Annotated in this window: 22 protein-coding genes; 15 read left to right on the plus strand and 7 right to left on the minus strand. The window is 40.9% G+C overall.

Annotation, left to right across the window (positions count from 1 at the left end; genetic code table 11):
* Positions 1–132 precede the first annotated feature (132 nt).
* The 5 genes from V7K21_RS18510 to V7K21_RS18530 all read left to right on the plus strand — a co-directional run bounded on the left by V7K21_RS18510 (position 133) and on the right by V7K21_RS18530 (position 3,999).
* Entirely contained in the window at positions 133–987 is an 855-nt protein-coding gene (locus V7K21_RS18510; protein ID WP_335176659.1) for a formylglycine-generating enzyme family protein, read from the plus strand.
* A gap of 124 nt (positions 988–1,111) precedes the next feature.
* Positions 1,112–1,801, plus strand: coding sequence for an SDR family NAD(P)-dependent oxidoreductase (locus V7K21_RS18515; protein WP_335176661.1), 690 nt, complete (start codon positions 1,112–1,114; stop codon positions 1,799–1,801).
* Positions 1,802–1,835: 34 nt separating this feature from the next.
* Positions 1,836–2,618 (plus strand): class I SAM-dependent methyltransferase, encoded by a 783-nt coding sequence (locus V7K21_RS18520; RefSeq protein WP_335176663.1) that lies wholly within the window; start codon positions 1,836–1,838, stop codon positions 2,616–2,618.
* A gap of 66 nt (positions 2,619–2,684) precedes the next feature.
* Positions 2,685–3,383: a glutathione binding-like protein gene (locus tag V7K21_RS18525; RefSeq protein WP_335176665.1), complete on the plus strand. Its 699-nt coding sequence runs from the start codon at positions 2,685–2,687 to the stop codon at positions 3,381–3,383.
* Positions 3,384–3,393: 10 nt separating this feature from the next.
* Positions 3,394–3,999, plus strand: coding sequence for a GNAT family N-acetyltransferase (locus V7K21_RS18530; RefSeq protein ID WP_335176667.1), 606 nt, complete (start codon positions 3,394–3,396; stop codon positions 3,997–3,999).
* Between the two features lie 270 nt (positions 4,000–4,269).
* Here V7K21_RS18530 and V7K21_RS18535 read toward each other — a convergent pair whose 3' ends face one another.
* Positions 4,270–4,692, minus strand: a complete 423-nt coding sequence (locus V7K21_RS18535; RefSeq protein ID WP_335176669.1) for a hypothetical protein — start codon at positions 4,690–4,692, stop codon at positions 4,270–4,272.
* A gap of 155 nt (positions 4,693–4,847) precedes the next feature.
* Between V7K21_RS18535 and V7K21_RS18540 the strand changes: the two genes are divergently transcribed.
* From V7K21_RS18540 to V7K21_RS18550, 3 genes are all read left to right on the plus strand, one after another.
* Positions 4,848–6,044, plus strand: coding sequence for an MFS transporter (locus tag V7K21_RS18540; RefSeq protein WP_335176671.1), 1,197 nt, complete (start codon positions 4,848–4,850; stop codon positions 6,042–6,044).
* 45 nt (positions 6,045–6,089) lie between these two features.
* Positions 6,090–6,941, plus strand: a complete 852-nt coding sequence (locus tag V7K21_RS18545) for a lysophospholipid acyltransferase family protein (RefSeq protein ID WP_335176673.1) — start codon at positions 6,090–6,092, stop codon at positions 6,939–6,941.
* Between the two features lie 444 nt (positions 6,942–7,385).
* Positions 7,386–8,822 (plus strand): hypothetical protein, encoded by a 1,437-nt coding sequence (locus V7K21_RS18550; RefSeq protein ID WP_335176675.1) that lies wholly within the window; start codon positions 7,386–7,388, stop codon positions 8,820–8,822.
* Between the two features lie 344 nt (positions 8,823–9,166).
* Here V7K21_RS18550 and V7K21_RS18555 read toward each other — a convergent pair whose 3' ends face one another.
* Positions 9,167–9,427 carry a MoaD/ThiS family protein gene (locus V7K21_RS18555; RefSeq protein WP_335176677.1) on the minus strand — a complete coding sequence of 87 codons (261 nt, stop codon included), beginning with the start codon at positions 9,425–9,427 and terminating at the stop codon, positions 9,167–9,169.
* A gap of 159 nt (positions 9,428–9,586) precedes the next feature.
* Between V7K21_RS18555 and V7K21_RS18560 the strand changes: the two genes are divergently transcribed.
* Positions 9,587–9,709: a hypothetical protein gene (locus V7K21_RS18560; protein WP_335176700.1), complete on the plus strand. Its 123-nt coding sequence runs from the start codon at positions 9,587–9,589 to the stop codon at positions 9,707–9,709.
* An 85-nt stretch (positions 9,710–9,794) separates the two neighbouring features.
* Here V7K21_RS18560 and V7K21_RS18565 read toward each other — a convergent pair whose 3' ends face one another.
* The gene (locus tag V7K21_RS18565) at positions 9,795–11,312 is read right to left on the minus strand and encodes a hypothetical protein (RefSeq protein ID WP_335176678.1); all 1,518 of its coding nucleotides are present in this window, start codon (positions 11,310–11,312) and stop codon (positions 9,795–9,797) included.
* Positions 11,313–11,927: 615 nt separating this feature from the next.
* Between V7K21_RS18565 and V7K21_RS18570 the strand changes: the two genes are divergently transcribed.
* The 5 genes from V7K21_RS18570 to V7K21_RS18590 all read left to right on the plus strand — a co-directional run bounded on the left by V7K21_RS18570 (position 11,928) and on the right by V7K21_RS18590 (position 18,285).
* Entirely contained in the window at positions 11,928–12,113 is a 186-nt protein-coding gene (locus V7K21_RS18570) for a hypothetical protein (RefSeq protein WP_335176680.1), read from the plus strand.
* A 423-nt stretch (positions 12,114–12,536) separates the two neighbouring features.
* Positions 12,537–14,414 carry an NAD(P)H-quinone oxidoreductase subunit F gene (locus V7K21_RS18575; RefSeq protein WP_335176682.1) on the plus strand — a complete coding sequence of 626 codons (1,878 nt, stop codon included), beginning with the start codon at positions 12,537–12,539 and terminating at the stop codon, positions 14,412–14,414.
* A gap of 51 nt (positions 14,415–14,465) precedes the next feature.
* Positions 14,466–15,182 carry a carbonic anhydrase gene (locus V7K21_RS18580; RefSeq protein ID WP_335176684.1) on the plus strand — a complete coding sequence of 239 codons (717 nt, stop codon included), beginning with the start codon at positions 14,466–14,468 and terminating at the stop codon, positions 15,180–15,182.
* A gap of 224 nt (positions 15,183–15,406) precedes the next feature.
* The gene (locus V7K21_RS18585; protein WP_335176686.1) at positions 15,407–16,903 is read left to right on the plus strand and encodes an NADH-quinone oxidoreductase subunit M; all 1,497 of its coding nucleotides are present in this window, start codon (positions 15,407–15,409) and stop codon (positions 16,901–16,903) included.
* Between the two features lie 74 nt (positions 16,904–16,977).
* On the plus strand, positions 16,978–18,285 hold the full coding sequence (locus V7K21_RS18590; RefSeq protein ID WP_335176688.1) for a CO2 hydration protein: 1,308 nt from the start codon (positions 16,978–16,980) through the stop codon (positions 18,283–18,285).
* Between the two features lie 304 nt (positions 18,286–18,589).
* Here the strand turns inward: V7K21_RS18590 and V7K21_RS18595 are convergent, their stop codons facing one another.
* Entirely contained in the window at positions 18,590–19,174 is a 585-nt protein-coding gene (locus V7K21_RS18595) for a hypothetical protein (RefSeq protein ID WP_335176690.1), read from the minus strand.
* A gap of 555 nt (positions 19,175–19,729) precedes the next feature.
* On the opposite strand from V7K21_RS18595, the gene V7K21_RS18600 reads away from it, so the two are divergent.
* Positions 19,730–21,718, plus strand: coding sequence for a S8 family serine peptidase (locus tag V7K21_RS18600; protein WP_335176692.1), 1,989 nt, complete (start codon positions 19,730–19,732; stop codon positions 21,716–21,718).
* Positions 21,719–21,858: 140 nt separating this feature from the next.
* Here the strand turns inward: V7K21_RS18600 and V7K21_RS18605 are convergent, their stop codons facing one another.
* From V7K21_RS18605 to V7K21_RS18615, 3 genes are all read right to left on the minus strand, one after another.
* Positions 21,859–22,638 carry an ATP-grasp domain-containing protein gene (locus tag V7K21_RS18605; protein WP_335176694.1) on the minus strand — a complete coding sequence of 260 codons (780 nt, stop codon included), beginning with the start codon at positions 22,636–22,638 and terminating at the stop codon, positions 21,859–21,861.
* 29 nt (positions 22,639–22,667) lie between these two features.
* Complete coding sequence (locus V7K21_RS18610) at positions 22,668–22,790, minus strand: hypothetical protein (protein WP_335176696.1); 123 nt, start codon at positions 22,788–22,790, stop codon at positions 22,668–22,670.
* A 3-nt stretch (positions 22,791–22,793) separates the two neighbouring features.
* Positions 22,794–23,083: hypothetical protein (locus tag V7K21_RS18615; RefSeq protein WP_335176698.1), on the minus strand; the 290-nt coding region annotated here is incomplete at its 5' end.

Genomic DNA, 23,083 nt, shown 5'->3' on the forward strand with positions numbered 1-23,083 from the left:
CAGTCATACTCTGCGTATTTTTCTGCGCCAGCGTTTTGGTATTGATGTTCTTACTTTTGAACAGCATCCTGTGGCTTAATTCACATAAGGCGTATGTATTAATCGAATACCACTTTAAGCATAGGTCTTGTAATGAATTCAATACTTGATATGGTAGTAATTCCAGAAGGATCTTTCCTTATGGGCGCTGACCCTGAAGTTGAGGTTAATGCTGAGTATGAAGAACAGCCTCAAAGGGAAGTATGGCTATCAACTTATGCAATTCAACGAACCCCCGTCACAGTGGGTCAGTGGCAGGAATTTTTGAGGGATACTGGTTATGACTGGTCGTATGATAATGAAACTTTAAGCGCATCTGCCCGTGATTTTTACTCGTCATTGCCTAACCTAGTAGCTGAGTTTTCCCCAGGAGAGATGTACCCAATAGTTTTTGTTTCTTGGTTTGATGCTTACCACTTCACTCAATGGCTGAAAGAAACTTTAGGTGGTGCGTATGCCTTACCTACAGAGGCGCAATGGGAAAAGGCATGTCGAGGACAAAATGGACAATTGTATCCTTGGGGAAATCAAGAGGATTGGGTTGAAGAAATAGCTTTATACTCATATCCTAGTACTAAAGGCTCATATCCTAAGACTAATCAACCTATTGGATATTGCCCTGAAAAACAAAGCCCCTATGGGTGTTTGGATATGTGGCAAAATGTATCAGAATGGTGCAGTGACTGGTACGATATCACAGGTAGATACTACCATGACCCGAATACAAAGTGGGTTAATCCACATGGGGTTACATTTGAAGAATTAAAAAGACATCTCCAGACATTAGGTTTCAGCCCAAGTGGGGTAGATTCATTTTTGGAGTATAAAGTATATCGAGGTGGAAATCTGTTGAGTTCTGGCTGGCCGAGATGTACATACCGAGGTTGTCAATGTCTATGCTCCTGCGGCGGTGATATAGGTTTTAGAGTTGTGCTTAATTACCAATAGGCTAACTAATTTTTTGGGAATCTTCTAACCGTCCCTATATTGATTATTATCAATATATTAAATATTTCTCTAGCTATTCTGCTTCCTCTCTTAATCGTTTATCCTAACAAGGAAAATTAAATTTATGGCAACAACAGCTTTAATTGTCGGTGCAGGTAGTGGACTGAGCGCTTCTTTAGCCCGCCTATTTGCCAAAGAAGGATTCACCGTAGCTTTAGCGGCTCGTCAAATTGAAAAACTCACTCAATTGAGTAGTGAAATTGACGCAGTTAGTTTCGCTGCTGATGTCTCAAAGCCAGACGAAGTAGAACAGTTATTTATTGATGTTGAAAATAAACTCGGTTCTCCGAATATTGTCGTTTATAATCCCAGTTTTCGGGTCGTAGGGCCTCTTGTTGATCTAGACCCTAATGAGGTGGCAAAAACCTTAGATGTAACTGCGTATGGTGGCTTTCTGGTTGCTCAAGCTGCTACCAAAAGGTTTTTGCAACTTGGCGGCGGTGCTATATTATTTACTGGAGCCTCAGCAAGTATTAAGGGTTATCCTCAGTCTGCTCCCTTTGCAATGGGTAAATTTGCACTGCGTGGTTTGGCTCAGAGTATTGCCAGAGAATTAGCACCAAAGAATATCCATGTGGCGCATTTCGTGATTGATGGTGGAATCCGTTCCACAGTCCGCCAAGATCCAGCAGATAAACCTGATAGTACCCTTGACCCGGATGCGATCGCTCAAACTTATCTCAGTATTCTCCGTCAACCCCGCAGTGCTTGGACATGGGAAATAGAACTACGTCCGTGGGTAGAGAACTTCTAGCCTAGACAATTGTTAGAAAGATAGTTTTGCAGGTATGAGAATTGATTTTGGTGCAACTGCTACTGATTATGCAAAAAACCGCGCTGGCTTTCCCAGTTCATTATTTAACAAACTGTCTGAATATGGTATAGGTTTACCAGGGCAAAATATTGTTGACCTTGGCACAGGAACAGGAACACTAGCGCGGGGCTTTGCGGATAGAGGTGCTTATGTAATTGGCATAGATCCATCAGCATCACTTTTAGAACAAGCCAGACAGTTAAGCGAATCAACCCAAATCAAAGTAGATTATCGAATCGCAACTGCCGAGAATACCGAGTTACCAGACGCAAGTGCGGATGTGGTAACAGCTGGACAGTGTTGGCATTGGTTTGACCGTTCGCGTGTCGTCCAGGAAATTATTCGCATATTGAGAAGAAATGGCTCGATTGCGATCGCTCATTTTGATTGGATACCCTTAAAAGGTAATGTAGTTGAAGCAACAGAACAACTGATTAAGGCTCATAATCCCGCGTGGAATCTGGACGGCGGTAATGGATTATATCCCCTGTGGTTACAAGACATTGGCGAAGGAGGATTCCGAGAAATCCGCACATTTTCTTACGATGTATTTGTACCTTATACACACGAAGATTGGCGGGGGCGAATTCGGGCTAGTGCTGGTGTGGGAGCTAGCTTGACACAAGAATTGGTAGAAATATTTGACCAAGAATTGGCAACATTACTTGAGGCAAAATATCCCACACCAATTCTTCAGGTTCACCACAGAGTTTGGGCAGCGGTCGCAAAATCACCGCAATATACAACATTTCTTTAATTCGTAGCGAATTCTCTGTGCCCTTTTGCGTTTAAATTTTAACCCTCAATATAAGGAAAACTAACCATGATTGATCTTTATTATTGGCCAACTCCAAACGGTCATAAAATCACAATTTTCTTGGAAGAAGTTGGCTTACCATATACCATAAATCCTGTTAATATTGGGGCTGGGGAGCAATTTAAGCCGGAATTTCTGAAGATTTCTCCTAACAATCGGATGCCTGCGATCGTTGACCACGAACCAGCCGATGGAGGTGCGCCAATTTCGGTATTTGAGTCTGGTGCAATCTTGCTATATTTGGCAGAAAAAACCGGGAAATTAATCCCCCAAGATTTACGCCAACGCACTAAAGTTTTAGAATGGTTGTTCTGGCAAATGGCAGGGCTGGGGCCAATGGCGGGACAAAATCATCACTTTAGCGCCTATGCTCCCGAAAAGATTGAATATGCCATTAACCGCTACGTGAATGAGACGGGACGCTTATATGCAGTGCTGAATAAGCAACTAGCAGATAGAGAATTTGTGGCTGGCGATTATTCCATCGCAGATATTGCTGCTTATCCCTGGATTGTCCCCCATGAGCGCCAAAGTCAAAACCTAGACGATTTTCCTCATCTCAAGCGCTGGTTTGAGACAATAAAAGCGCGTCCAGCAACAATTCGCGCCTACGAGAAAGCCGAAGCATTGAAAACTGAAGCGCTTGATCCAGATAAATCACGAGATATGTTATTTAACCAGTCGGCGAAGACTATTCAGCCTTGAGCGTTTTGATTTGTCTTGTGACTGTGGCGATCGCCAAGTTAGCTCTAACCCCAGATCATCGGTTGCAACTATGAGCAAAGATTTCTCACTATCTTCCTTTCCTCAATTAGAAACAGAAAGACTCCTTCTGCGTGAGACAACGTTGCAGGATGCTGAGGGGATCTTTGCTGTCTTCTGTGATCCAGGCGTGACTCAGTTTCATGATCTTGATACTTTCACTTCTATTAAAGAAGCGATCGCAGTCATTGAACGTAGAGCCAAGCGGTTTGAGCGAGGAGATGGAATTCGCTGGGGAATTGCTCGTAAGCAAGACAACGTTTTGATTGGTTCTTGTGGGTTTACGTGGAACCCACAAAAACACTCTGCTGAAGTCGGTTATGAGCTTGCTAGTACTTTTTGGAAACAAGGCATCATGACTGAGGCGGTGCGTAGTATCTTGCAATTTGGGTTTGAGAAAATGGGTTTGCGTTTCATTGTTGGCCAAGTCATGGTGGACAACATAGCTTCTAAAAAGTTGCTAGAAAAGTTAGGTTTTCACAGTCAGGGTATACTGAAACAGTATGGCTTCTTCAAAGGGCAGTTTCACGATCTGGAGCAATTTGTGCTTAACAAATAAAAAACTGAGTGAGTAGGTTAGCAACAGATATTATTAAATCTTTTTATCCAATTAGCTTATGGCTAGAGTAAGTGTGGCAGCTTGCTACGGGGAATTGTTGAAAGTACCCAGGAAAATGCAAGCGAATCAAGTTAAAACAACCAAAGGTATTTCCTGAAATAGCAATCCGATTTGATTTTTGAAAAAATATAAGTGCTGACTCTATATACAGATAACTATCAAATACGCTAGTTTCTATTTCTTGCTTGAGTGTCAGTCCAATTTTTTGAATCAGTGGGTCGTGGGTTTGCAGTTGTTGGACAATTTCAACTGCATAGCATTTACTGACTCGTAGGCAGCACGAGTAATCATCGCTGGTTCAAGACCGACGTGAATAAACCCTAATTCCTGTTCAAATTGTACTGTTGGAAAAATTTGGTGAGCAGGAAAGATACCCACATCAGTTGTTGCATAGAATTTACTTTGCCAGCGTCCGTTAATTTTTAATTTTGCTTCAAACTCTCTAGTGTAAATGGTAATAATGTGCTGAAAAGGCGATGTCTCAGGGAGTTGATAGTTCGACTGGCGATGATAGGCAAAATAAAAACCATTCCAGCCGGCGACTGGGCTGAGGATAATTAAAGGTTTGGGAAGGAATTGTTTTAGCTTGTCTGGTTGGGCAGCATTAATTCTAAAAGGCTGCTCTATTTGCATGACGACTCGTACGCTTTTTTTCTAAATATAAATTACCGAAGAACGGAAAGTAAAAGAGTTACTGAACAGTAACTCTCTTACTTCCTCAGCCCTTGCCCTTCTGCAAAAAGTCTATTCTAGAAGTGCGAAAACTCAAACTATAGGAGAACATAGCAATGGGTAGGCTAGCAACAGATATAGCAGGCAAAACACCTGTCTCATTAGGACTATTGGGCGCTGCTGCCTTCATGGTAGTTGCTGATGCACGGGTGATTGACCCCCTGCTGCACATTATCGCCGACGAGTTTAAAGTCGGTGTTGGCAGTGCTGCGGTGATTATCTCGGCATATACGATTCCCTACGGACTATTTCAGTTATTCTATGGCCCACTAGGCGATCGCATCGGCAAGCTGAAGGTAATTACAGTAGCACTGGCGGCATTTGCTGTGGGTACTACTGTTTGTGCTTTTGTGTCAAACATCCTCTTACTTACCTTGCTGCGGTTTCTCACAGGGATGGCTGCTGCTGGGGTCATCCCCGTTACCCTTGCTTATATTGGTGACAACTTTCCTTATGAAAAACGCCAAGCTGCGATCGGTAAGTATTTAAGTGCCCTGATGCTAGGTCAAATTCTCGGTGGTAGTTTAGGCGGCATCTTTGGGGAATATATTAGTTGGCGTGACATCTTTCTCCTATTTGGCATCGTCTCCCTTGCCATTACTGGACTTTTGTGGCGTGGGACGCGCCACCTGGGCGATGTTCAACGTCCCCAAGGTCGTGTAGGTAGGATAACATTTCGACCTTATTACCAACTATTGACCCAACCGATCGCCCGGACTGTAATTATCGGGGTGTTTGTGGAAGGCTTTTGCGTGTTTGGGGCATTTGCTTACATCGGCGCATTTCTGCGCGATCGCTATAGTCTAAGTTATGTAGCGATCGGGTTTATGCTCAGTGGTTTTGGATTGGGTGGACTGATTTACAGTCGCTTAGTTAAATGGTTAGTCAAGCGACTGGGTGAAATTGGTTTAATGGGGGTGGGAGGAGGCTTAATGTGTATCAGCTTCTTAGCGATCGCATTGTTCCATAACTGGATGCTGTTTATCCCCTTGAATATTTTAATGGGATTGGGCTTTTATATGATGCACAGCACCCTCCAGACCCAAGCCACTGAGCTAACACCGGAAGCACGAGGTACTGCTGTTTCACTGTTCGCCTTCAACCTGTTTGTCGGTCAAGGCATTGGCGCGGCAGTATTTGGTAGGATTGTGGATAACTTCGGCTACATTTATTGTTTTATTGTGGTTGGTGTAGCGATCGCTCTGCTCTCTGTTTGGTTAGTCAAGCAGAAGCAAAACAGCGATGAAAGCTAAGGTACACACAGCCTCAAGAGCAGAGCAAGGGATTAGAATGTATCGATGTCATCAAAAAAGCAACATCTCTTAAACAAAAAACCCGGTTGGTCTTTGGATGAGCGAGATCCAAAGTTCATAGAATTTTTGATGCCTTTGTTTGGCTTTTTATATCACTACTATTTCCGAGTTCAAACTAGTGGCTGGGATAATATTAGACCCCAAGAAAAAGTCCTATTTGTCGGTTCGCATAATGGGGGACTCGCTGCACCCGATATGACAATGATGATGTACGACTGGTTCCGACGATTTGGTGTAGAGCAACCCGTTTATGGTTTAATGCATCCCAACGCTTGGCAGGTTAGCCCGCCACTAGCGCAACTAGTTGCCAAGGCTGGAGCAATCATCGCTCATCCGAAAATGGCTTATGCTGCCTTGCACTCTGGAGCTAGTGTCCTAGTTTATCCAGGTGGAGCGCAAGATATCTTCCGACCGCATTATTTACGTAATAAAATCTGCTTTGCGGGGCGGCAAGGATTTATCAAGTTAGCATTACGGGAAAATGTGCCGATTGTGCCTGTGATTTCCTGGGGTGCTCACGATACGCTGATTATACTGGGTGACTGCTACAAAATTGTGCAGCAACTCCATGAATGGGGAATGCCTTGGCTGTTTGGGATTGATCCGGAAGTTTTTCCGATCTATCTTGGACTGCCTTGGGGATTAGCAATTGGTCCGTTGCCCAACATTCCATTACCTGTGCCCATGTACACGCGGGTTTGTCCGCCAATTGTATTTCAACGCTACGGTCGCCAAGCAGCCAGCGATCGCCATTATGTCAATGAATGTTATGAATTAGTTGTTAATCAGATGCAGCAAGAGTTAGATAACTTAGTGAAGCTAACTGCTAAGTCCTAAAGGTATTGAGTATAATTGGCACCGACAACTTTTAACCAACTTGATTTCAGACGAGTAAGGACAGCACGAGGATTATCCTGCCAATGGTAACCAGCGCAAAAATTATTGAGTGCCTTTTTCAATTAATTAAACTACACCACTCACCATCTTAAAAGTGATCCATAAGCAACATCTTCGCCAAAAATAGAGGCTGAAGTAATTGAAAATTTTCAGTTTTACTGTGTAACTTTACAGTACTTTTAACTAAAACGCATTTAATTATATAAAAATTTATGAAAAAGAAACGTTCATTATGATATATCAATCCTAAATCATTTGTAAGAAAGTAAAAGACTGAAAATTCTATAAATATGTAATTTTAATTTTCATATTTTCTCACGATTAAATTTGGATTGCTATAATATAAGTGAAAATTTTATTGATTAATTTAATTTTTATATAATTATGCTAAATGTGAATGATTATAATTTCAAGAAAAAAAACCAAATATTGTTAGGGCTTGCCATAACTTTGTCGTTAATATTATGTGGAGAATTAGCAATTAGAGCTTATTCTTTTGATGTTGAAGCTTTAACTAATCATACAGGTAAATATTTACCTGATTTTTCTAGCCGTTTTGATAAAGTAAGAACAGGTGTAGAATACCTTGGGTTAAATATTATATATATTGTTTGGTTAATCATAAATAAAAACAAAAACAAAAAAAGAGATATAACTTTTATAAAAATACTAAGGAATAGTTCATTCTTTTTGTTAATCGCCCTCATAAGTTATCCCATAACTACTGATATTAATTTATATGTGCATTATGGTTTGATGGACTTAAATGGAATTAATCCTTTTATTAATCCTGCAAGTACATTTACCTCAAAGTTGTCTTCATTTCTTGTCTGGAAACAGACTTCAACTTATGGGCCTGTATCTCAAATATTTTTTATTATTTCCGCTGCTTTCGTTGCAATCGCTCCTAGTTTGGGAATTTATGTATTTAAATTAATATGTCTTTTATTCCATATATTAAATACTTACTTAATCTGGGGGCAATTAAAAAACTCTCCTCAAAAAATCAATGTAACAATTGCATATTTAGTTAGCCCAATTTTGCTGTTTGAGCAGGTTACAAATGCACATGTTGATGTCTTAATTTCTACAATTTTAATTACTTTAATGATCTGCCTGAAAAACCATAATTATATAGCTGCGACTGTTACAGTTTGGATTGGTTTTTTAATTAAAACATTACCAATTATTTGGTTGCCTTTAATTTTTGTTTATTTGATTAAGCAACAAAGGTGGAAAAGCTTATTCAGTGCTATTTGTATCTCTGTAGTTATAATTTTTGCAGTTGATATTATAGCTTTACATACAGTCGAGGCGTGGAAAAGCCTTTTAAATCCTGGGGTTGGAAACAGAGTAAATGGTTCCTTATATGCTTTGCTTACGCAAGTACTACATTTTAAATTTATAAATTTTTCTCTAAGTTTTAAACAGACTATATTCTCGATATTTAAACCTATAATATTTTTTCCATTTCTAGTTTCTTATTTCGTTGTTCTGCTAAAACCATATTTTAAGAAAAATTATTCTGAAACTAATCTTAGTATAAATATTGGATGGATTACCTTAATATTATTTCTGTTTGCTGCCCCTTGGTATTGCTCTTGGTATTCCTCTGTGCTGCTGGCAGTCGTAGCTTTAAACATACATTCAAAAAGATTTGCGATTACTAGTATAGTATTTAGTACTACAAGTACTGTTGCTTACTATCTAATACAAGGTTTCCCACCTTTCAATGTTGTAACGGTTATCCCAACTTTAGCATTAATTATATTTTGGTTTAGGCGTGATATCCAAGCTCAAAAAAGAATGGTGGCAAACTGAATTAAATAATTATTTAATTGCAAATTAATATAATATTGAACAAATGAATTATTTACATGAGATGGTGGTTGATTAATTATTGACTATATCGCCTATGGTGCTGCTACTAAAGTTAATGCGGGAGCATCCCACTTTGGCAAAAATATATTAACCAAAGTTGCGGGTTATCTTGGGTTATTAAGCAAAATTGCATTTATTCAAGTTTAGGCGGGAGGAAAAATTGCAGCCAAACAAAGGGTGCGTTCGCCACCGGAAAGAGCGGGTACGCCATCGCAAGCCTTGTTCAGTTAGAAGTTTTTAATCTTTAACTCATTACTCATAACTCCTAACTCATAACTGTTTTACTAACCACCGCTCACTGGTGGAATCAGCACGACTTCATCCCCATCTTGTAGTAGGGTATCTGGTTCGACAAATATTAAATTAATCCCAAAGCGGGTGATGTCACGCCATTGGGAGAGTTTGGGGTGTTCAGCTATGAGGCGATCGCATACTGCTTTGACTGGCATACTATTGGGAAATTCTAGTACAAGTTCCGAAACCCTAAAGGCTTCTTGATAAGCAGCAAATAATTTAACGGTAACGGTGATTGCAGATTTAGACATACAATATACTTTGGCAGTACTAGCAAGTAGTTTAATATTTGACAAGCACCCTGAACTATTGGGCTTTATTATACATTACTAAGTAGATGATTTTACAAGTTTATAGCGAAAACTGTGGATCTCGGCACAGCACAATAACTTGCATTACAGGAACTACTGATGGAACGCTCAAAAATAATTGCCATTTTTACAGGTGCGATTTCGGTTATTTTAGCGATCGCCTACCTCATCATAGTTCAAATGCTAGACTCCCACGACATGAAACCCGCCCCCATCAGTTAGAATATAGGGCATTGCAATGCCCTATATTCAACTCAAGTTTAGAAAATGGCTGTCAATGATTTATCATCGTTCCACTATAAACAGCTCATTTGATGATATACCAAATACCGTTATTGTTTTGACGTAAAATCCAATACTTTTGTCCAATAAATTCCAGCATTTTTGGAAAATTTTCTTTGATTATAGCCTGGGGTTTATAATCAATAAAAATATAAGGAGGCTTTGATGAATCTAACTGCTCTAAAAGTTTTGGCCATTGTTCAGGCAGAAAATATTCAAGTGCCCAACCACGTAGTATTGTTGCTTGAGTCCGATTAGAGAAGTAGTAAATAGATGGATCACCAGCTACATAAATCTCACCAGGAAGACTTCCTGGTTGAGAGATTAAGTTAGCCTCTGAACGAAGGGATGGATATTTTTTTCTCAAGACAGTCTGATATTTAAATCGTGTATCTTCAGTTAAAGCAAAGTTATTATTAACTAGAGTAATACTCTTTTTTGTCAGAGTGGATGATAAGGGGAAAAACAATAAAAATATGAGTAGAATTGTCGGGAGTGAGGAATTTAATTCTTTTAAAGAATCCCATAATATGTCTAATCCTTTCGTTGCTAAAATACCTATGGGTACAAACAACAGTAAATAATGGTATTCCCACAATGCTGTATATTGAATACCAATAATACCTAAACCAAAAATACACCAAATAACAAGTAGCAAAGTCAATATATTCTTAAACTTATACAAGGATACATATACTGCAACAAAAGCCAGTAACACTAAGGGGTAAAAATTCTGTATGAACCATTTTATTCCTGAAATCAAATCAATTTTATCCAATACAGAATTAGTATTAGCAATAATCCGAGGTGGATCTATAAAAAATGTCTGATACACTATTGAAAAACTATTAAGCCAGATAAAGTAGCTGGCAAAAATTAAAAGAGGAAATATAATTCCTATAAAAATTGGGAGACAAATATTAATAATAGTTTGTTGAATGCCCTGTCGATTTATTAATATAAAATACATTAATATAGTTAGCCAAAACGAAAGCAAGATAAGCAGAAATACAAATTTAAATAGGAGGACAATTCCACCAATTAAGCCTGATAGTAGAAGTAGGAAAAATCTTTGCTTTCCTTCATATTTAAAAGAGTTAAAAGTCAGCCAAAGACAAAGGAATAAAGGAAAACCAACCAGTGCTTCTACTTGAGTAAGGTGCCAAGCACCTGAAACAACATAGTAAACGCCAACCGTTAACAAAGGTACTAGACTTGCGATTATCTGATGCTGAAAATAACTTTTTAGAGTCAGCAGCAATATTATCGAAAAAAACACCATGTAAATAAGTTCAAATACATGGATGCCAATCTCATTAAAACCAAACAAAGTTCCTGCCAAAAAATAAAAGTAGAAAATCCCCGGTTGCTTAATATCCCAAAAATCACGATAGAGTACCTTTCCTTGTTGCATCTCCAAAGCACCTAGCCTAAAGAATGCTTGATCTCCGTCAAATGGAAAAGGTAAATGTACAAGACCAATCATGACAATGACAATCACAACTAAAAAGTCAATTTTAGTTAATTGAGCAAAACGAATCATATAATTTTTAATTTAAATATAAGTGACTGTGACTATACCGCAGTAGTTAATATCCTAACAAGATAACAGTAACTATGTAGCTTCTTTGTTACTGATAATGTTTAGAAACTGTAAAGAAACTATAATGGTAAATAGCTATGAGTCTCTTAATACTTAACTGTAATCTTAACTTTATTATATTCTGTCAGACCTTTTAGTACTTGCAAATGTTTACATTGCAAGCAAAACTCCATATTCATATATTACTTTAATAAGTGGGTAGGCACGAAAAAACTAAACTATGTAAATATAAATAAGTCGAATGCATTTACTGAGATGACTTAAATACAACCGCTCATTTGAGTATATTTATAACTTATGAGCAAGACGAACTTTGTGTTTTACTTTAAAACAGCAGACAAATACAGGAAGTTAAAGACCAAGCAGCAATAATTGGCTAAACGTAGATGCTAGTATTAATTCGCAAAGTACATAAGTTTTATCAGCAAGTAGATGCATCACTAGCAAAACGTCTAAACCGTTGCTTTGAGCAACCGCGAGTATATCGGTAAGTGTGTCTCAAGTATTAATGTAGATATAGACACTGCACAATAACTTGCATTACAGGAAATACTGATGGAACGTTCAAAATTAGTTGCCATTATTACAGGTGTGATTTCGATCACTTTAGCGATCGCCTACCTGATCCTAGTCCAACTCCTAGACTACCGGGACATGAAACCCGCTCCTATCAGCCAATTTAACCAAGCGCCTGCAATTATTTCTAATTGTTGGCAGATTGACAGAATTGCCGAAATGTAAGTTATATTTAGCTTACTTATAGAGACGCAAGGGACTTGCGTCTCTTATGATTTATGTCAATAAATAAAAACTAATGATGACTATTGATTAATACCACAGTCAATTCATAGATAAAAAATAATAGTTATTATTGATTAGTCCACTAGTTGATTTGATAAGAAATAATTAGAGTTATTATCGGAAATTTATTTAATTAATTAATTCCATTTTGACAAATATAACGGTAAGCTATTTTTAACAAAATAAAGCAAAAATAAATTTGCATTATCTGCAACGCCGATAGCGAAGCGTTAGCGAGTCTTCGTTCGCGCAGCGTCTCGTAAGAGAGCGTCATAGCCCGTCGTAGGCATCGCTGGGTTAACAGGGATCAACACAAGTTGATTCAAAACCCCAAATTTTTGATCACAATATAGAGGTAAGTTGATGGCTCAGTTTCTACTTGAGACTGTTTGGCTAGTTCCTTGCTATGCCTTAATAGGTGGCTTGTTAGCCGTGCCTTGGTCACCGGGAATCATTCGGAAAACCGGGCCAAGACCGGCGGGTTATGTAAACTTGGTGATGACATTTTTGGCATTTGTACATAGTGCGATCGCCTTACAAGCAACTTGGAATCAGCCACCCCAAGAAGTATTTATTCCTTGGTTATCTACGGCTGGTTTAGACCTCACCATTGCTTTGGAAATATCCTCGGTGAGTGTCGGCGCTTTGGTTGTGATTACTGGCTTGAATTTGCTGGCGCAGATTTATGCGATCGGCTACATGGAAATGGATTGGGGTTGGGGACGCTTCTATTCTTTATTAGGATTATTTGAAGCAGGACTATGTGCCCTTGCTCTGTGTAATAACTTGTTCTTCAGCTATGTAATTTTGGAAATCCTCACACTAGGAACCTACCTACTAGTCGGCTTATGGTTTAGCCAGCCGTTGGTAGTCTCAGGTGCAAGAGATGCTTTCTTAACCAAGCGGGTGGGAGACTTATTCTTACTAATGGGCGTGTTGGCATTATGGCCCCTAGCTGGAACTTGGAATTATGCAGAACTAGCTGAATGGGCGGCTACTGCAAATGTTAACCCCACAACGATTGCACTGGTAGGTTTAGCCTTAATTGCCGGACCGATGGGCAAATGTGCCCAGTTTCCCTTGCACTTGTGGTTGGATGAGGCAATGGAAGGCCCTGTTCCCAGTACCATTTTGCGGAACTCGGTAGTAGTCGCTAGTGGTGCATGGGTGCTGATTAAACTGCAACCTGTGTTAAGCCTGTCGCCCATAGTTTCCTCGGCGATGGTGGGGATTGGGGTAGTGACAGCATTGGGTGCTTCTTTAATTGCGATCGCTCAAATTGACCTAAAACGCTGTCAATCCTATTCTGTCTGTGCATACATGGGCTTAGTGTTCATTGCTGTGGGAGTGCAGCAAGACGAAGCAGCGCTGGCGTTAGTCCTTAGCAACGCCATATCCGCATCATTGTTGGTGATGAGTACTGGCGGAATTATCTGGAATAGCATCACCCAAGACGTAACCCAACTTGGTGGACTGTGGACACGCCGCCCAATTTCCGCAATCGCCTTTATCGTTGGAAGTTTGGGGTTAATTGGTTTTCCACCATTGGGTGGCTTTTGGGCGCTGATAGAATTAGCAGATAAGTTGTGGGAAACCCAACCTTGGTTAGTGGGAGTATTAATAGCTGTAAATGCTTTGACAGCTGTGAGTTTGACAAGAGAATTCGTTTTAATTTTTGGCGGTAAAGCTAGACAAATGGCCCAGCGATCGCCTGAAGTTCACTGGCCGATGATTCTGCCGATGGTAATCTTACTTGGCTTTAACTTACATCTTCCTTTAGTGTTGCAAAACTTATCACTTTTACCAGATTGGGCAAACCTAAATAAAGATGTTGCACTACTTTTAATTTGGTCGAGTATTTTTGGTTGCACTATCACTGGTGTGATTTATTTAAGCAATATTCCCAAACCGATTCGTTTGCCTTGGAAAGGTTTACAAGACTTAATCGCATACGATTTTTACACCCCCAAACTCTATCGGATGACCATTATTTTTGGAGTTGCCAAAGTTTCCCAACTTGCCGATATGATTGACCGCTTTGTAGTCGATGGTATCGTTAATTTAGTTGGTTTGTTCTCCCTATTAGGTGGCGAAAGTCTCAAATACAGCACTTCTGGACAAACCCAATTTTATGCATTCACTGTTCTTTTAGGAGTGAGTCTTTTAGGAATGTGGGTAACTTGGCCATTTTGGGGAGTACAGTTTTTAAATTTTGTTTTTCAAATCTCGACACTTAAGTAGCAGTAGCTATCCGACTAAAAGTTAACAGTTTAATATTGTGAGGATGATTCCATGAGCATACGACATCCGCAGATAAATCTTTCCAGAAGAAGTTTATTCAAGTTTGGTGCAGGTGCGATCGGTACAAGTGTATTGACAGCCGGACTTAGCTCAAACTTACTTGCAGCCGAAAACAAAGCCCCAGTAGAAGAAGATATTACGCCCGATAAAGCACTGCAAGAGTTATTAGATGGGAATGAAAGGTTTGCCAAAAGAAAACGTCGTAATCCTGACCAAAGCTATTCACGTTTAGTTGAAGTTGCTAAAGGTCAAAAGCCTTTCGCTTCTGTTCTCGGTTGTGCAGATTCACGAGTACCTTCAGAGATTGTTTTTGACCAAGGACTGGGAGATTTATTTGTTTGCCGTATCGCTGGTAATATTGCCACAACACAGCAAATTGGTAGCTTAGAATTTGGTAGTTTAGTATTAGGCACCAAAGTCATCATGGTCGTTGGACATGAAAGATGTGGTGCAATACAAGCGGCGATTAAAGGTGCTCCAGTACCTGGAAATATTGGAAGTTTGCTTGAAGCAATTAAACCAAGTGTAGAAAGTTCAAAAGGAAAATCAGGAGATATGGTAGAAAATGTTTGTAAAGCAAATATTTTGGCGCAAATTAAAAGATTGCAATCATCGTCAGTTTTATCTGAGTTAATCAAAGCAGAAAAGCTGAAAATAGTCGGTGGTTATTACGATTTAGACACTGGAGAAATTAGTATAGTAAGTTAGCTTTTTTGCCCTTTGTCATTGGTCATTGGCTAAGAGTAAGTCATAAGGGACAAAAGATAAAGGACGAAGACGTAGGTTGAGTTGAGGAACGTAGCAAGATTCCGCAGTGTAACCCAACATCCTCAAGACTTTGTTGGGTTACGCTATCGCTCAACCTAACCTACTATTTTCTTAAACCAAGCGTATTGAGTCATAAAGGATAAAGGAAAAAGGACAAAATTTTCATGTTAAGTGTTTTGATTTGGCTTCCAATTTTCGCTGCTGTTATCATAGCAATATTACCTGTAAGTATCCCTAATCATCGCATTCGTTTGACAGCATTAATTTTTTCGGTGATAGTTTTTATCTGGAACCTTTTTATCCTGCTGAAATTTGATATCAGTAATCCGGGGATGCAATTTGAAGAATATCTTCCCTGGAATGAAACTCTCGGTTTGAGTTATCAAATAGGTGTTGATGGACTTTCTATATTAATGTTGGTGTTAAATAGCCTGCTCACCTGGATTTCTATTTACAGCAGTAGTAAAGAAACTGAACGTCCCCGCCTGTTATACTCGATGATTTTATTAGTTAGTGGAGGAGTTGCAGGTGCTTTTTTAGCAGAGAATTTACTGCTATTCTTCCTATTCTACGAACTAGAATTAATCCCCTTCTACTTACTAATTTCCATTTGGGGAGGGGAAAAACGGGGTTATGCTGGGATTAAATTCCTGATTTATACTGCTGTATCGGGAGCATTGATTCTGGCAACATTCTTGGGTATAGTGTGGCTGAGTGGTTCTACCAATTTTGCTTTTGATGCAGTCTCTACAGAAAATCTGTCAACAGCAAAGCAAATCCTTTTACTAGCAGGGATAGTATTAGGTTTTGGGATCAAAATTCCCTTAGTTCCCTTCCATACTTGGTTACCAGATGCTTACGTTGAGGCTTCAGCACCAATTGCCATTCTTCTCGGTGGTGTGTTGGCAAAGCTGGGAACCTATGGACTGCTGCGATTTGGGTTGGGTATGTTTCCCCATGCTTGGAGTATTATTGCACCGACTCTGGCAATTTGGGGAGCAGTCAGCGCTATCTATGGGGCAGTAATTGCGATCGCTCAAAATGATATCAAGCGCATGGTAGCATACAGTTCCGTCGGTCATATGGGCTATATCTTGCTAGCTGGTGCCGCCAGTACTTCCTTAGCACTTGTGGGTGCAGTCGCCCAAATGTTTAGCCACGGTATCATCCTTGCAATCCTCTTCCACTTGGTGGGAGTCGTAGAAGCCAAAGTTGGCACTCGCGAATTAAATAAACTCAATGGCTTGATGAGTCCTATCCGTGGTTTACCTCTAATTAGTGCCTTACTGGTTTTAAGTGGGATGGCTAGTGCTGGTATTCCCGGTTTAACAGGATTTATCGCCGAATTTATCGTCTTTCAAGGTAGTTTCTCTGCCTTTCCCATTCCGACTATTTTGTGTGTAATAGCTAGTGGATTAACCGCAGTTTATTTCGTCATCCTTCTCAACCGCACTTGTTTTGGCAGACTCGATAACTTAGCCTACTATCCCAAAGTCCTATGGTCTGAGAAAATACCAGCTTTAATTTTGGCAGCTTTTATCATCTTTTTGGGAGTACAACCCACTTGGTTAGTGCGTTGGAGTGAATCCACAACTACAGCAATGGTGGCTGTAATTCCCTCCTTGGAAAAAACCGTAATCTCTGAAGTACCAAATAATTGAGAGTTGGAATTTAAACGCAGAGTTTGGGAATTTTATTCGCTATAAATTTACGCAATTTAGCAAACACCATCACTATGACAGGAATTAAAACACCTACTAAATTACCTCCTTCCAAGCATGAATTTGCTGAAGTAATTCATCGTCTAGAAGCAGGCGGTGCAATGTTACCCGATACCCCAGAAAATTTGATGCAAATCATCGGTTTGTACAAAGCTTATGCTGTACCGATGGATTTTTACTGGCGTGACCTACTTTATATTGCTGAACAAGAATTTTTAAATCCGTTTCCCTTATTTAAATACTTCTTACCCAAAGAGTATTTAGAACGGCATAACCATTACGCTGGCGATGATGCTGATTTACGAATTTGGCGCGGCGAAGCAACTGCACATCCAGAACTTTTGGCATTTATTGAGAAAGGTGAAACCTTCAAAATGCCGAAGTTGTTGCATCACTTGTTTCACGATCGCATTAACATGGAATTTGCTGAAGCTTGTATGCGAGCGATGTTGTGGCATAGAGGGATGGGTGGACAATTTGACCCTTACCTAGATTCTGAAGAATACAAAGCCAACGCCGATAGGGCAATTAAAGCTTACTTCCAAGGGAACCCCGTAATGCTGGGGCTTTACAAGCTATTTCCAGAGATGTTTTTGGAGCAGTGCCGCCAGATGTCATACTACGCAAATCTGGGCTTATTCTGGGAAGTCATGGCCCCAGTATTCTTTGAAATGTCCGATCGCTATGATGAAGGTACCATTAGCAGTGTCCCAGAGGCGATGAGTTTCTTAGTTAATGGTATATTTGCGATCGCAGGTCGTCCCATTTACCATCATGTTTATATTCGTGGCGAATGCTACGAAATTGTCCCCAAATCCAAGGGCTTCATGTGGCTATATGAAGCAGCATTACCTTACGTAGAAGCTGTTTTCTACCGTACCGCACCCTTCCGAGGCACAAAATCTTATAATGCTCAAGCGCGTCAAGTACCGGAAGAGCAGAAAGACTTTCACTATGGTATTCTTTACGCTGATGTATTTCCAGTGGGTACTGCTGGCATTCCCCCTACATTGCTAATGCAAGATATGTTGCATTTTTTGCCACCATATCTTGTTGATTATTACAGCCAACATTGCCGGGGTGAAGAAGATATGTTGATTCAGTTGGGAGTTAGTTTTCAACGGTCAATGTACTGTGTAACTTCTGCGGTAATCCAAGCCTTGCGAGCTGCACTTTTATATCCTTTAGATGACCAAAATCCCAAGCATTTAGAAGCCAATCGAGATTTTTTTGAGATGCAGCTAAATCGCTTTACTCGATCCGACTACAATATTCGTGATGCTGCTCGTTTGGGAAGTATTCAAAAGCAAGATTATAGATAAACCTCATCTATGTTGAGAACCGTAGTTTTTGCCCTCACCCTAAATCCCTCTCCCATTACTTGGGAGAGGGACTTCTTTCCGGCTCCCCTTCTCCCAAATTTGGGAGAAGGGGCTGGGGGATGAGGGTTTTTTCTTTTCATACGGAAAGAACTACAGTTTTCAAGGTGGACGCGGTTTAATATCAAGTCTGGGTAATCGGAACTGATTTGATGCTGAGTGCGATCGCCTTTCAGTAGTGGGGAGTGGGGAAGGATAAAGTCAGTAGATCACAAACTTGACGCGAAAGAGCGATCGCTGGTGATAATCAATGCCCTAGTCTCAAACCTTTTTCCATAAGCATTTGAGGTTCGATATTCTCAACTTTAGGTATCGCTTCTAATTGAGGAATCCCGGCGATCGCATCAGCAATATTACCTGATTGGGCACGCAACCAAGCGGCGTGCGGTGCATAGTCAAGACTTTGCGCTACTTCGTAACCCACTCGATTAATTACTTCGCGCTGGGACTCCACATCAACGCCTTCAGCAAAGCGGATGAAAACCAATCCAGTTGGTACTGCCAAAGAACCATTGGGTTGTAGTGTGTAAATTGGGCTTAGTGTCCCCTGTTCAGATTGATTGGGTTCGCCTGGAAAAACTGCGATCGCACCATCGTTAAGTTGTAAAACTGCTCCTGATGCCACGGTATTGGGTTGATTGTAATGTATTGCATAGTACCCAGGCTTACGAGTGTAGGATACAGCAGTGCGTAGGCGTAGCCCGCCGTAGGCATCGCTGCCAACGCGAATTTGTTCAGGATATTCAGAAAAGTAGTCTTTTTGAAATCTCACTTCAGCAATCAGGGGTAAAAAGTACACCTGTAGAAAATACTCAGCCGGAAAGTAAAACATCTTTCTCAAGTTCTAATGATGTTATAACGTTTTTCAGTGGTAAGTAGTTGGGCGAAATTAAATATAAATAGGACTTACGCAAAAACCCTCTCAAACTCTCATTTCTCCGTGACCTCTGCGTCCTCTGTGGTTCGTTTTCCGTTACCTGTGCGTAAGCCTAACTGTAGGGTACGTAACGCAGTGGAGTGTTCGCGTAGCATCTCTAAGATTTGTAATCACAAAGACTAAGATTGCAACTCTTAAACGACGCTACCGCGAACACTTCGTACCCTACAATGCCAATGCGTCAGCTTACAATGCCAATGCGTCAGCTTACAATGCCAATGCGTCAGCTTACAATGCCAATGCATCAGCTTACATTGTTAATGCGTCGGCTTACATTGCCAATGCGTCGGCTTACATTGCCAATGCGTCAGCTTACATTGTTAATGCATCGGCTTGCATTAAAAACGCTACCCGCGCACACTGCGTGTAACAAGCTTTAAAAGTTGGGCATAATAGGGTTTGCCAATGCCCAATGCCCAATAGACATTCAATATCCCAGGAGATTAAACTATGGTTCAGGTTCGTTATGGTGGACAGAACGGTCAACAGTATGAACTTGCTATCAGTAACGAACACGTTGTAGTGCGTACCGAAAGCCGCACTACTCTTGTCGGTGCAAGACCATTTGAAGTCGCACCTGTATCACCCACAGCTCGCAATATCCTCAATCAATTCGAGTTAGTAACGCGGTTTCGGCAAGCGGGTGTAGAAATTCTGCGATCGAAAGTTCCGACTCAGGGTGTCGGTTTGCGCGATCACGCCCGTGAAATTCTCAACAAAGAGTCTGAAGTTCAATTTGCCGGACGTGTCCTTGTCGATCCAGTATCCAAACAACCTATAGTCTACACCGAAAACCTCTTCGTTAAATTCGATAACGAAGAAGAGTCAAGGCTTTGCCAAGAAGTACTAGGACGTTACAACTTAACAATTAAACGCCAACTCGAATATGCACGAAATGCTTACTTTGTCAGCGCTCCTGCAAATACTGGTATAGCCATCTTTGACATCGCCGAGAGACTTCTGAATGAGGAATCAGTCGAACTGTGCCATCCTGAACTAGCACGTGAATCACGCCAACGTCAGGTTTTCCCGCAGCAGTGGCACTTAAAGCAAATAACAATTAATGGTAAAATAATCAACGCCCATGCCAACGTTGAGGCAGCTTGGAAGTTAAGCGATGGCACAGGGACGATTATTGCAATTATCGACGACGGTGTGGATCTCGACCATGAAGAGTTCCGTTCCTCTGGAAAGATTGTTGCCCCGCGTGATGTCACACGTAAAACTAACAATCCCAGACCGGGAAACGACAATAACCACGGCACAGCCTGTGCAGGTGTAGCTTGTGCAAACGGCAACTTTGGTGCATCTGGTGTGGCACCAGGTGCAAAGCTGATGCCAATTCGTTTAGCTTCGGCGCTGGGGTCACAAGACGAAGCAGATGCTTTTATTTGGGCGGCTCAAAATGGTGCTGATGTTATTTCTTGTAGCTGGGGGCCAGCAGATGGGACTTGGTTTGAGCCAAACGATCCTCTACACAACCAAAAAGTACCTCTACCTGACTCCACACGACTTGCTATGGATTTTGCAATCAATAAAGGACGCAACGGCAAGGGATGTGTAATTTTATTTGCGGCTGGCAATGGTAACGAAAGCGTGGATAATGACGGCTACGCCAGCTGCCAAAAGGTGATTGCTGTGGCAGCTTGTAACGACTTTGGCACCAGAAGCGCTTACAGCGACTTTGGTCAGGCGGTCTGGTGTGCCTTCCCTAGCAACAATGGTGACAGTTCTCAAACCCCTGGCATTTGGACAACCGATCGCTCTGGTGTAGTTGGCTATAATTCGGTTAATCGGAATCTGGGTGACGCCGCAGGCAACTACACGAACGAATTCGGCGGTACTTCTAGTTCCTGTCCAGGTGCAGCTGGTGTAGTAGCCCTGATTATTGCCAGAAATCCAAATCTGCGCTGGGACGAAGTGCGAGATATTATTAAACGCTCCAGCGATCGCATTGATCCATCTAAAGGTAAATATGATGCCAATGGTCGCAGCCCCTTCTACGGTTACGGTCGAATCAATGCTCTCAAAGCTGTGGAATTAGCCAAGCCGGCTCAAACATCGCCCATTAGCGTATTCAAGGCAGTGCAAGATATCCCAATTAACGACTTGCAAACATCAACATTGTCGGTGGCGATTGCTAATACCAGCCTAATGAAATCCATCAAAGTTAATGTAGACATCGAGCATACTTATATTGGGGATCTTGTAGTTACTCTCCTTCCCCCAGTCCAAATAGGCATACTTCCGATCATTCTGCACGATCGCCAAGGCGGAGCTACAGATAATATTAAAACAACCTATGACGAGGTAAACACCCTTAAACTTGCTGCCTTCAAAGGTAAAAGTCCCCAAGGAACCTGGACTCTTCAAGTTGCAGATAAAGCTGACGCAGATACAGGAAAAATTCGCAGCTTGACCATTGAAATTGGATTTTAAACCAATATCCTTCGGTTACAGCTATTTTCAGGTAAATAGACTACGCGGTAGGGGCACAGCAATGCTGTGCCCTGACGACAGATATAGTTCAAATACATGAAAATAGTTGTAAACGCATAGCGATCGCAAAACTTCAATCATCATACCCACAGTTGAGTAAAACGTTCAGCCGTCCATCCAACAATATCTGATACTTGGCCATCACCAATTTCTACAATCCGCTCAGTACCATCTCTACGCTCTATTACATCCACACAAAAGAACTGACTTCTAATCCGCTTGGCACACTCAGAAACAATCTCTGGAATTTCTTCATCTGGTAAAGCGGCAAAAGGTTTACCATATACGACAAAGTAACGCCTCTCGGTTTCAGACACAAAATCTTCAATCCGCCGCACACAAATACCTCCCTCAATACTGCCCCGAAACCTCTGCATTTGGGCAACCACTGTTTTAATTTCCGAAGGTTTATCAATCATCGAACCAACTGAGGTTTTGAGAGACTTAACATAATCTTTGATAAAAAATCCATTCCAGCCAAGTCGATTCAACTCACTTTCTAAATCATCATCGACGGAATAAAATTTAGTCTCTGGAGTAAAATCAGTAATCAGGGGATACCAGTTGATCAGATAATGTGTGGCTAGATACTCAGCCTTAGAAGTTAAGACACTTGCCCCTGTACTCTCTACAACACTAACTAATAACTCATAATCTCCGGGCGAGAGCATCCAACCCCGATAGACCACTTTTGAATCAGGAGTAGGGAGTGGGATAATCTTTGATGAACCAGATTTCAGCGACTCCAAAGAAATAACGGAAGTTGCAAACCCAGCATTTTGCATACAAGCAACTTGCTCCAAGTATGCTGAATCGGCTTTCTTTGGATTGAAGTAATCACTGGGAAAAAGAAATCTCACAATATTTGGATTGAATATACAGCTAATTACTAATCATATCGGACGGAACTCTGTAAATTTCTGAGATGGAGTGCTGTAAACAATCCTGCAAAACCACCTTTGAGAATCACAATCGGCAGAGCATTTTTTGTTTCATGTATTTGCGATCGCATAATTCAACCTACCTTGGAAAATACCCATCCAACCCCTAGCGCTATCAAGGTGAGTTTTGTATTCATTACCACCTCTGAACTCGGCAGTTGAGCCTTTTTACTCGGCAGTTGAGCCTTTTTACTCGGCAGTTGAGCTTTTTTACTCGGCAGTTGAGCTTTTTTACTCGGCAGTTGAGCCTTTTTACTCGGCAGTTGAGCCTTTTTACTCGGCAGTTGAGCCTTTTTACTCGGCAGTTGAGCCTTTTTACTCGGCAGTTGAGCTTTTTTACTCGGCAGTTGAGCCTTTTTACTCG

The sequence above is a fragment of the Nostoc sp. genome, from assembly GCF_036919595.1.
GTDB lineage: Bacteria > Cyanobacteriota > Cyanobacteriia > Cyanobacteriales > Nostocaceae > Nostoc.

Excerpts from the sequence above, each read along its gene's own strand:
- V7K21_RS18600 (WP_335176692.1), top strand. The coding sequence starts at position 19,730 with ATGGTTCAGGTTCGTTATGGTGGACAGAACGGTCAACAGTATGAACTT.
- V7K21_RS18580 (WP_335176684.1), top strand. The coding sequence starts at position 14,466 with ATGAGCATACGACATCCGCAGATAAATCTTTCCAGAAGAAGTTTATTC.
- V7K21_RS18510 (WP_335176659.1), top strand. The coding sequence starts at position 133 with ATGAATTCAATACTTGATATGGTAGTAATTCCAGAAGGATCTTTCCTT.
- V7K21_RS18590 (WP_335176688.1), top strand. The coding sequence starts at position 16,978 with ATGACAGGAATTAAAACACCTACTAAATTACCTCCTTCCAAGCATGAA.
- V7K21_RS18550 (WP_335176675.1), top strand. The coding sequence starts at position 7,386 with ATGCTAAATGTGAATGATTATAATTTCAAGAAAAAAAACCAAATATTG.
- V7K21_RS18515 (WP_335176661.1), top strand. The coding sequence starts at position 1,112 with ATGGCAACAACAGCTTTAATTGTCGGTGCAGGTAGTGGACTGAGCGCT.
- V7K21_RS18585 (WP_335176686.1), top strand. The coding sequence starts at position 15,407 with ATGTTAAGTGTTTTGATTTGGCTTCCAATTTTCGCTGCTGTTATCATA.
- V7K21_RS18570 (WP_335176680.1), top strand. The coding sequence starts at position 11,928 with ATGGAACGTTCAAAATTAGTTGCCATTATTACAGGTGTGATTTCGATC.
- V7K21_RS18545 (WP_335176673.1), top strand. The coding sequence starts at position 6,090 with ATGTCATCAAAAAAGCAACATCTCTTAAACAAAAAACCCGGTTGGTCT.
- V7K21_RS18595 (WP_335176690.1), bottom strand. The coding sequence starts at position 19,174 with ATGTTTTACTTTCCGGCTGAGTATTTTCTACAGGTGTACTTTTTACCC.
- V7K21_RS18610 (WP_335176696.1), bottom strand. The coding sequence starts at position 22,790 with ATGCGATCGCAAATACATGAAACAAAAAATGCTCTGCCGATTGTGATT.
- V7K21_RS18555 (WP_335176677.1), bottom strand. The coding sequence starts at position 9,427 with ATGTCTAAATCTGCAATCACCGTTACCGTTAAATTATTTGCTGCTTAT.
- V7K21_RS18565 (WP_335176678.1), bottom strand. The coding sequence starts at position 11,312 with ATGATTCGTTTTGCTCAATTAACTAAAATTGACTTTTTAGTTGTGATT.
- V7K21_RS18575 (WP_335176682.1), top strand. The coding sequence starts at position 12,537 with ATGGCTCAGTTTCTACTTGAGACTGTTTGGCTAGTTCCTTGCTATGCC.
- V7K21_RS18535 (WP_335176669.1), bottom strand. The coding sequence starts at position 4,692 with ATGCAAATAGAGCAGCCTTTTAGAATTAATGCTGCCCAACCAGACAAG.
- V7K21_RS18560 (WP_335176700.1), top strand. The coding sequence starts at position 9,587 with ATGGAACGCTCAAAAATAATTGCCATTTTTACAGGTGCGATTTCGGTT.
- V7K21_RS18520 (WP_335176663.1), top strand. The coding sequence starts at position 1,836 with ATGAGAATTGATTTTGGTGCAACTGCTACTGATTATGCAAAAAACCGC.
- V7K21_RS18540 (WP_335176671.1), top strand. The coding sequence starts at position 4,848 with ATGGGTAGGCTAGCAACAGATATAGCAGGCAAAACACCTGTCTCATTA.
- V7K21_RS18525 (WP_335176665.1), top strand. The coding sequence starts at position 2,685 with ATGATTGATCTTTATTATTGGCCAACTCCAAACGGTCATAAAATCACA.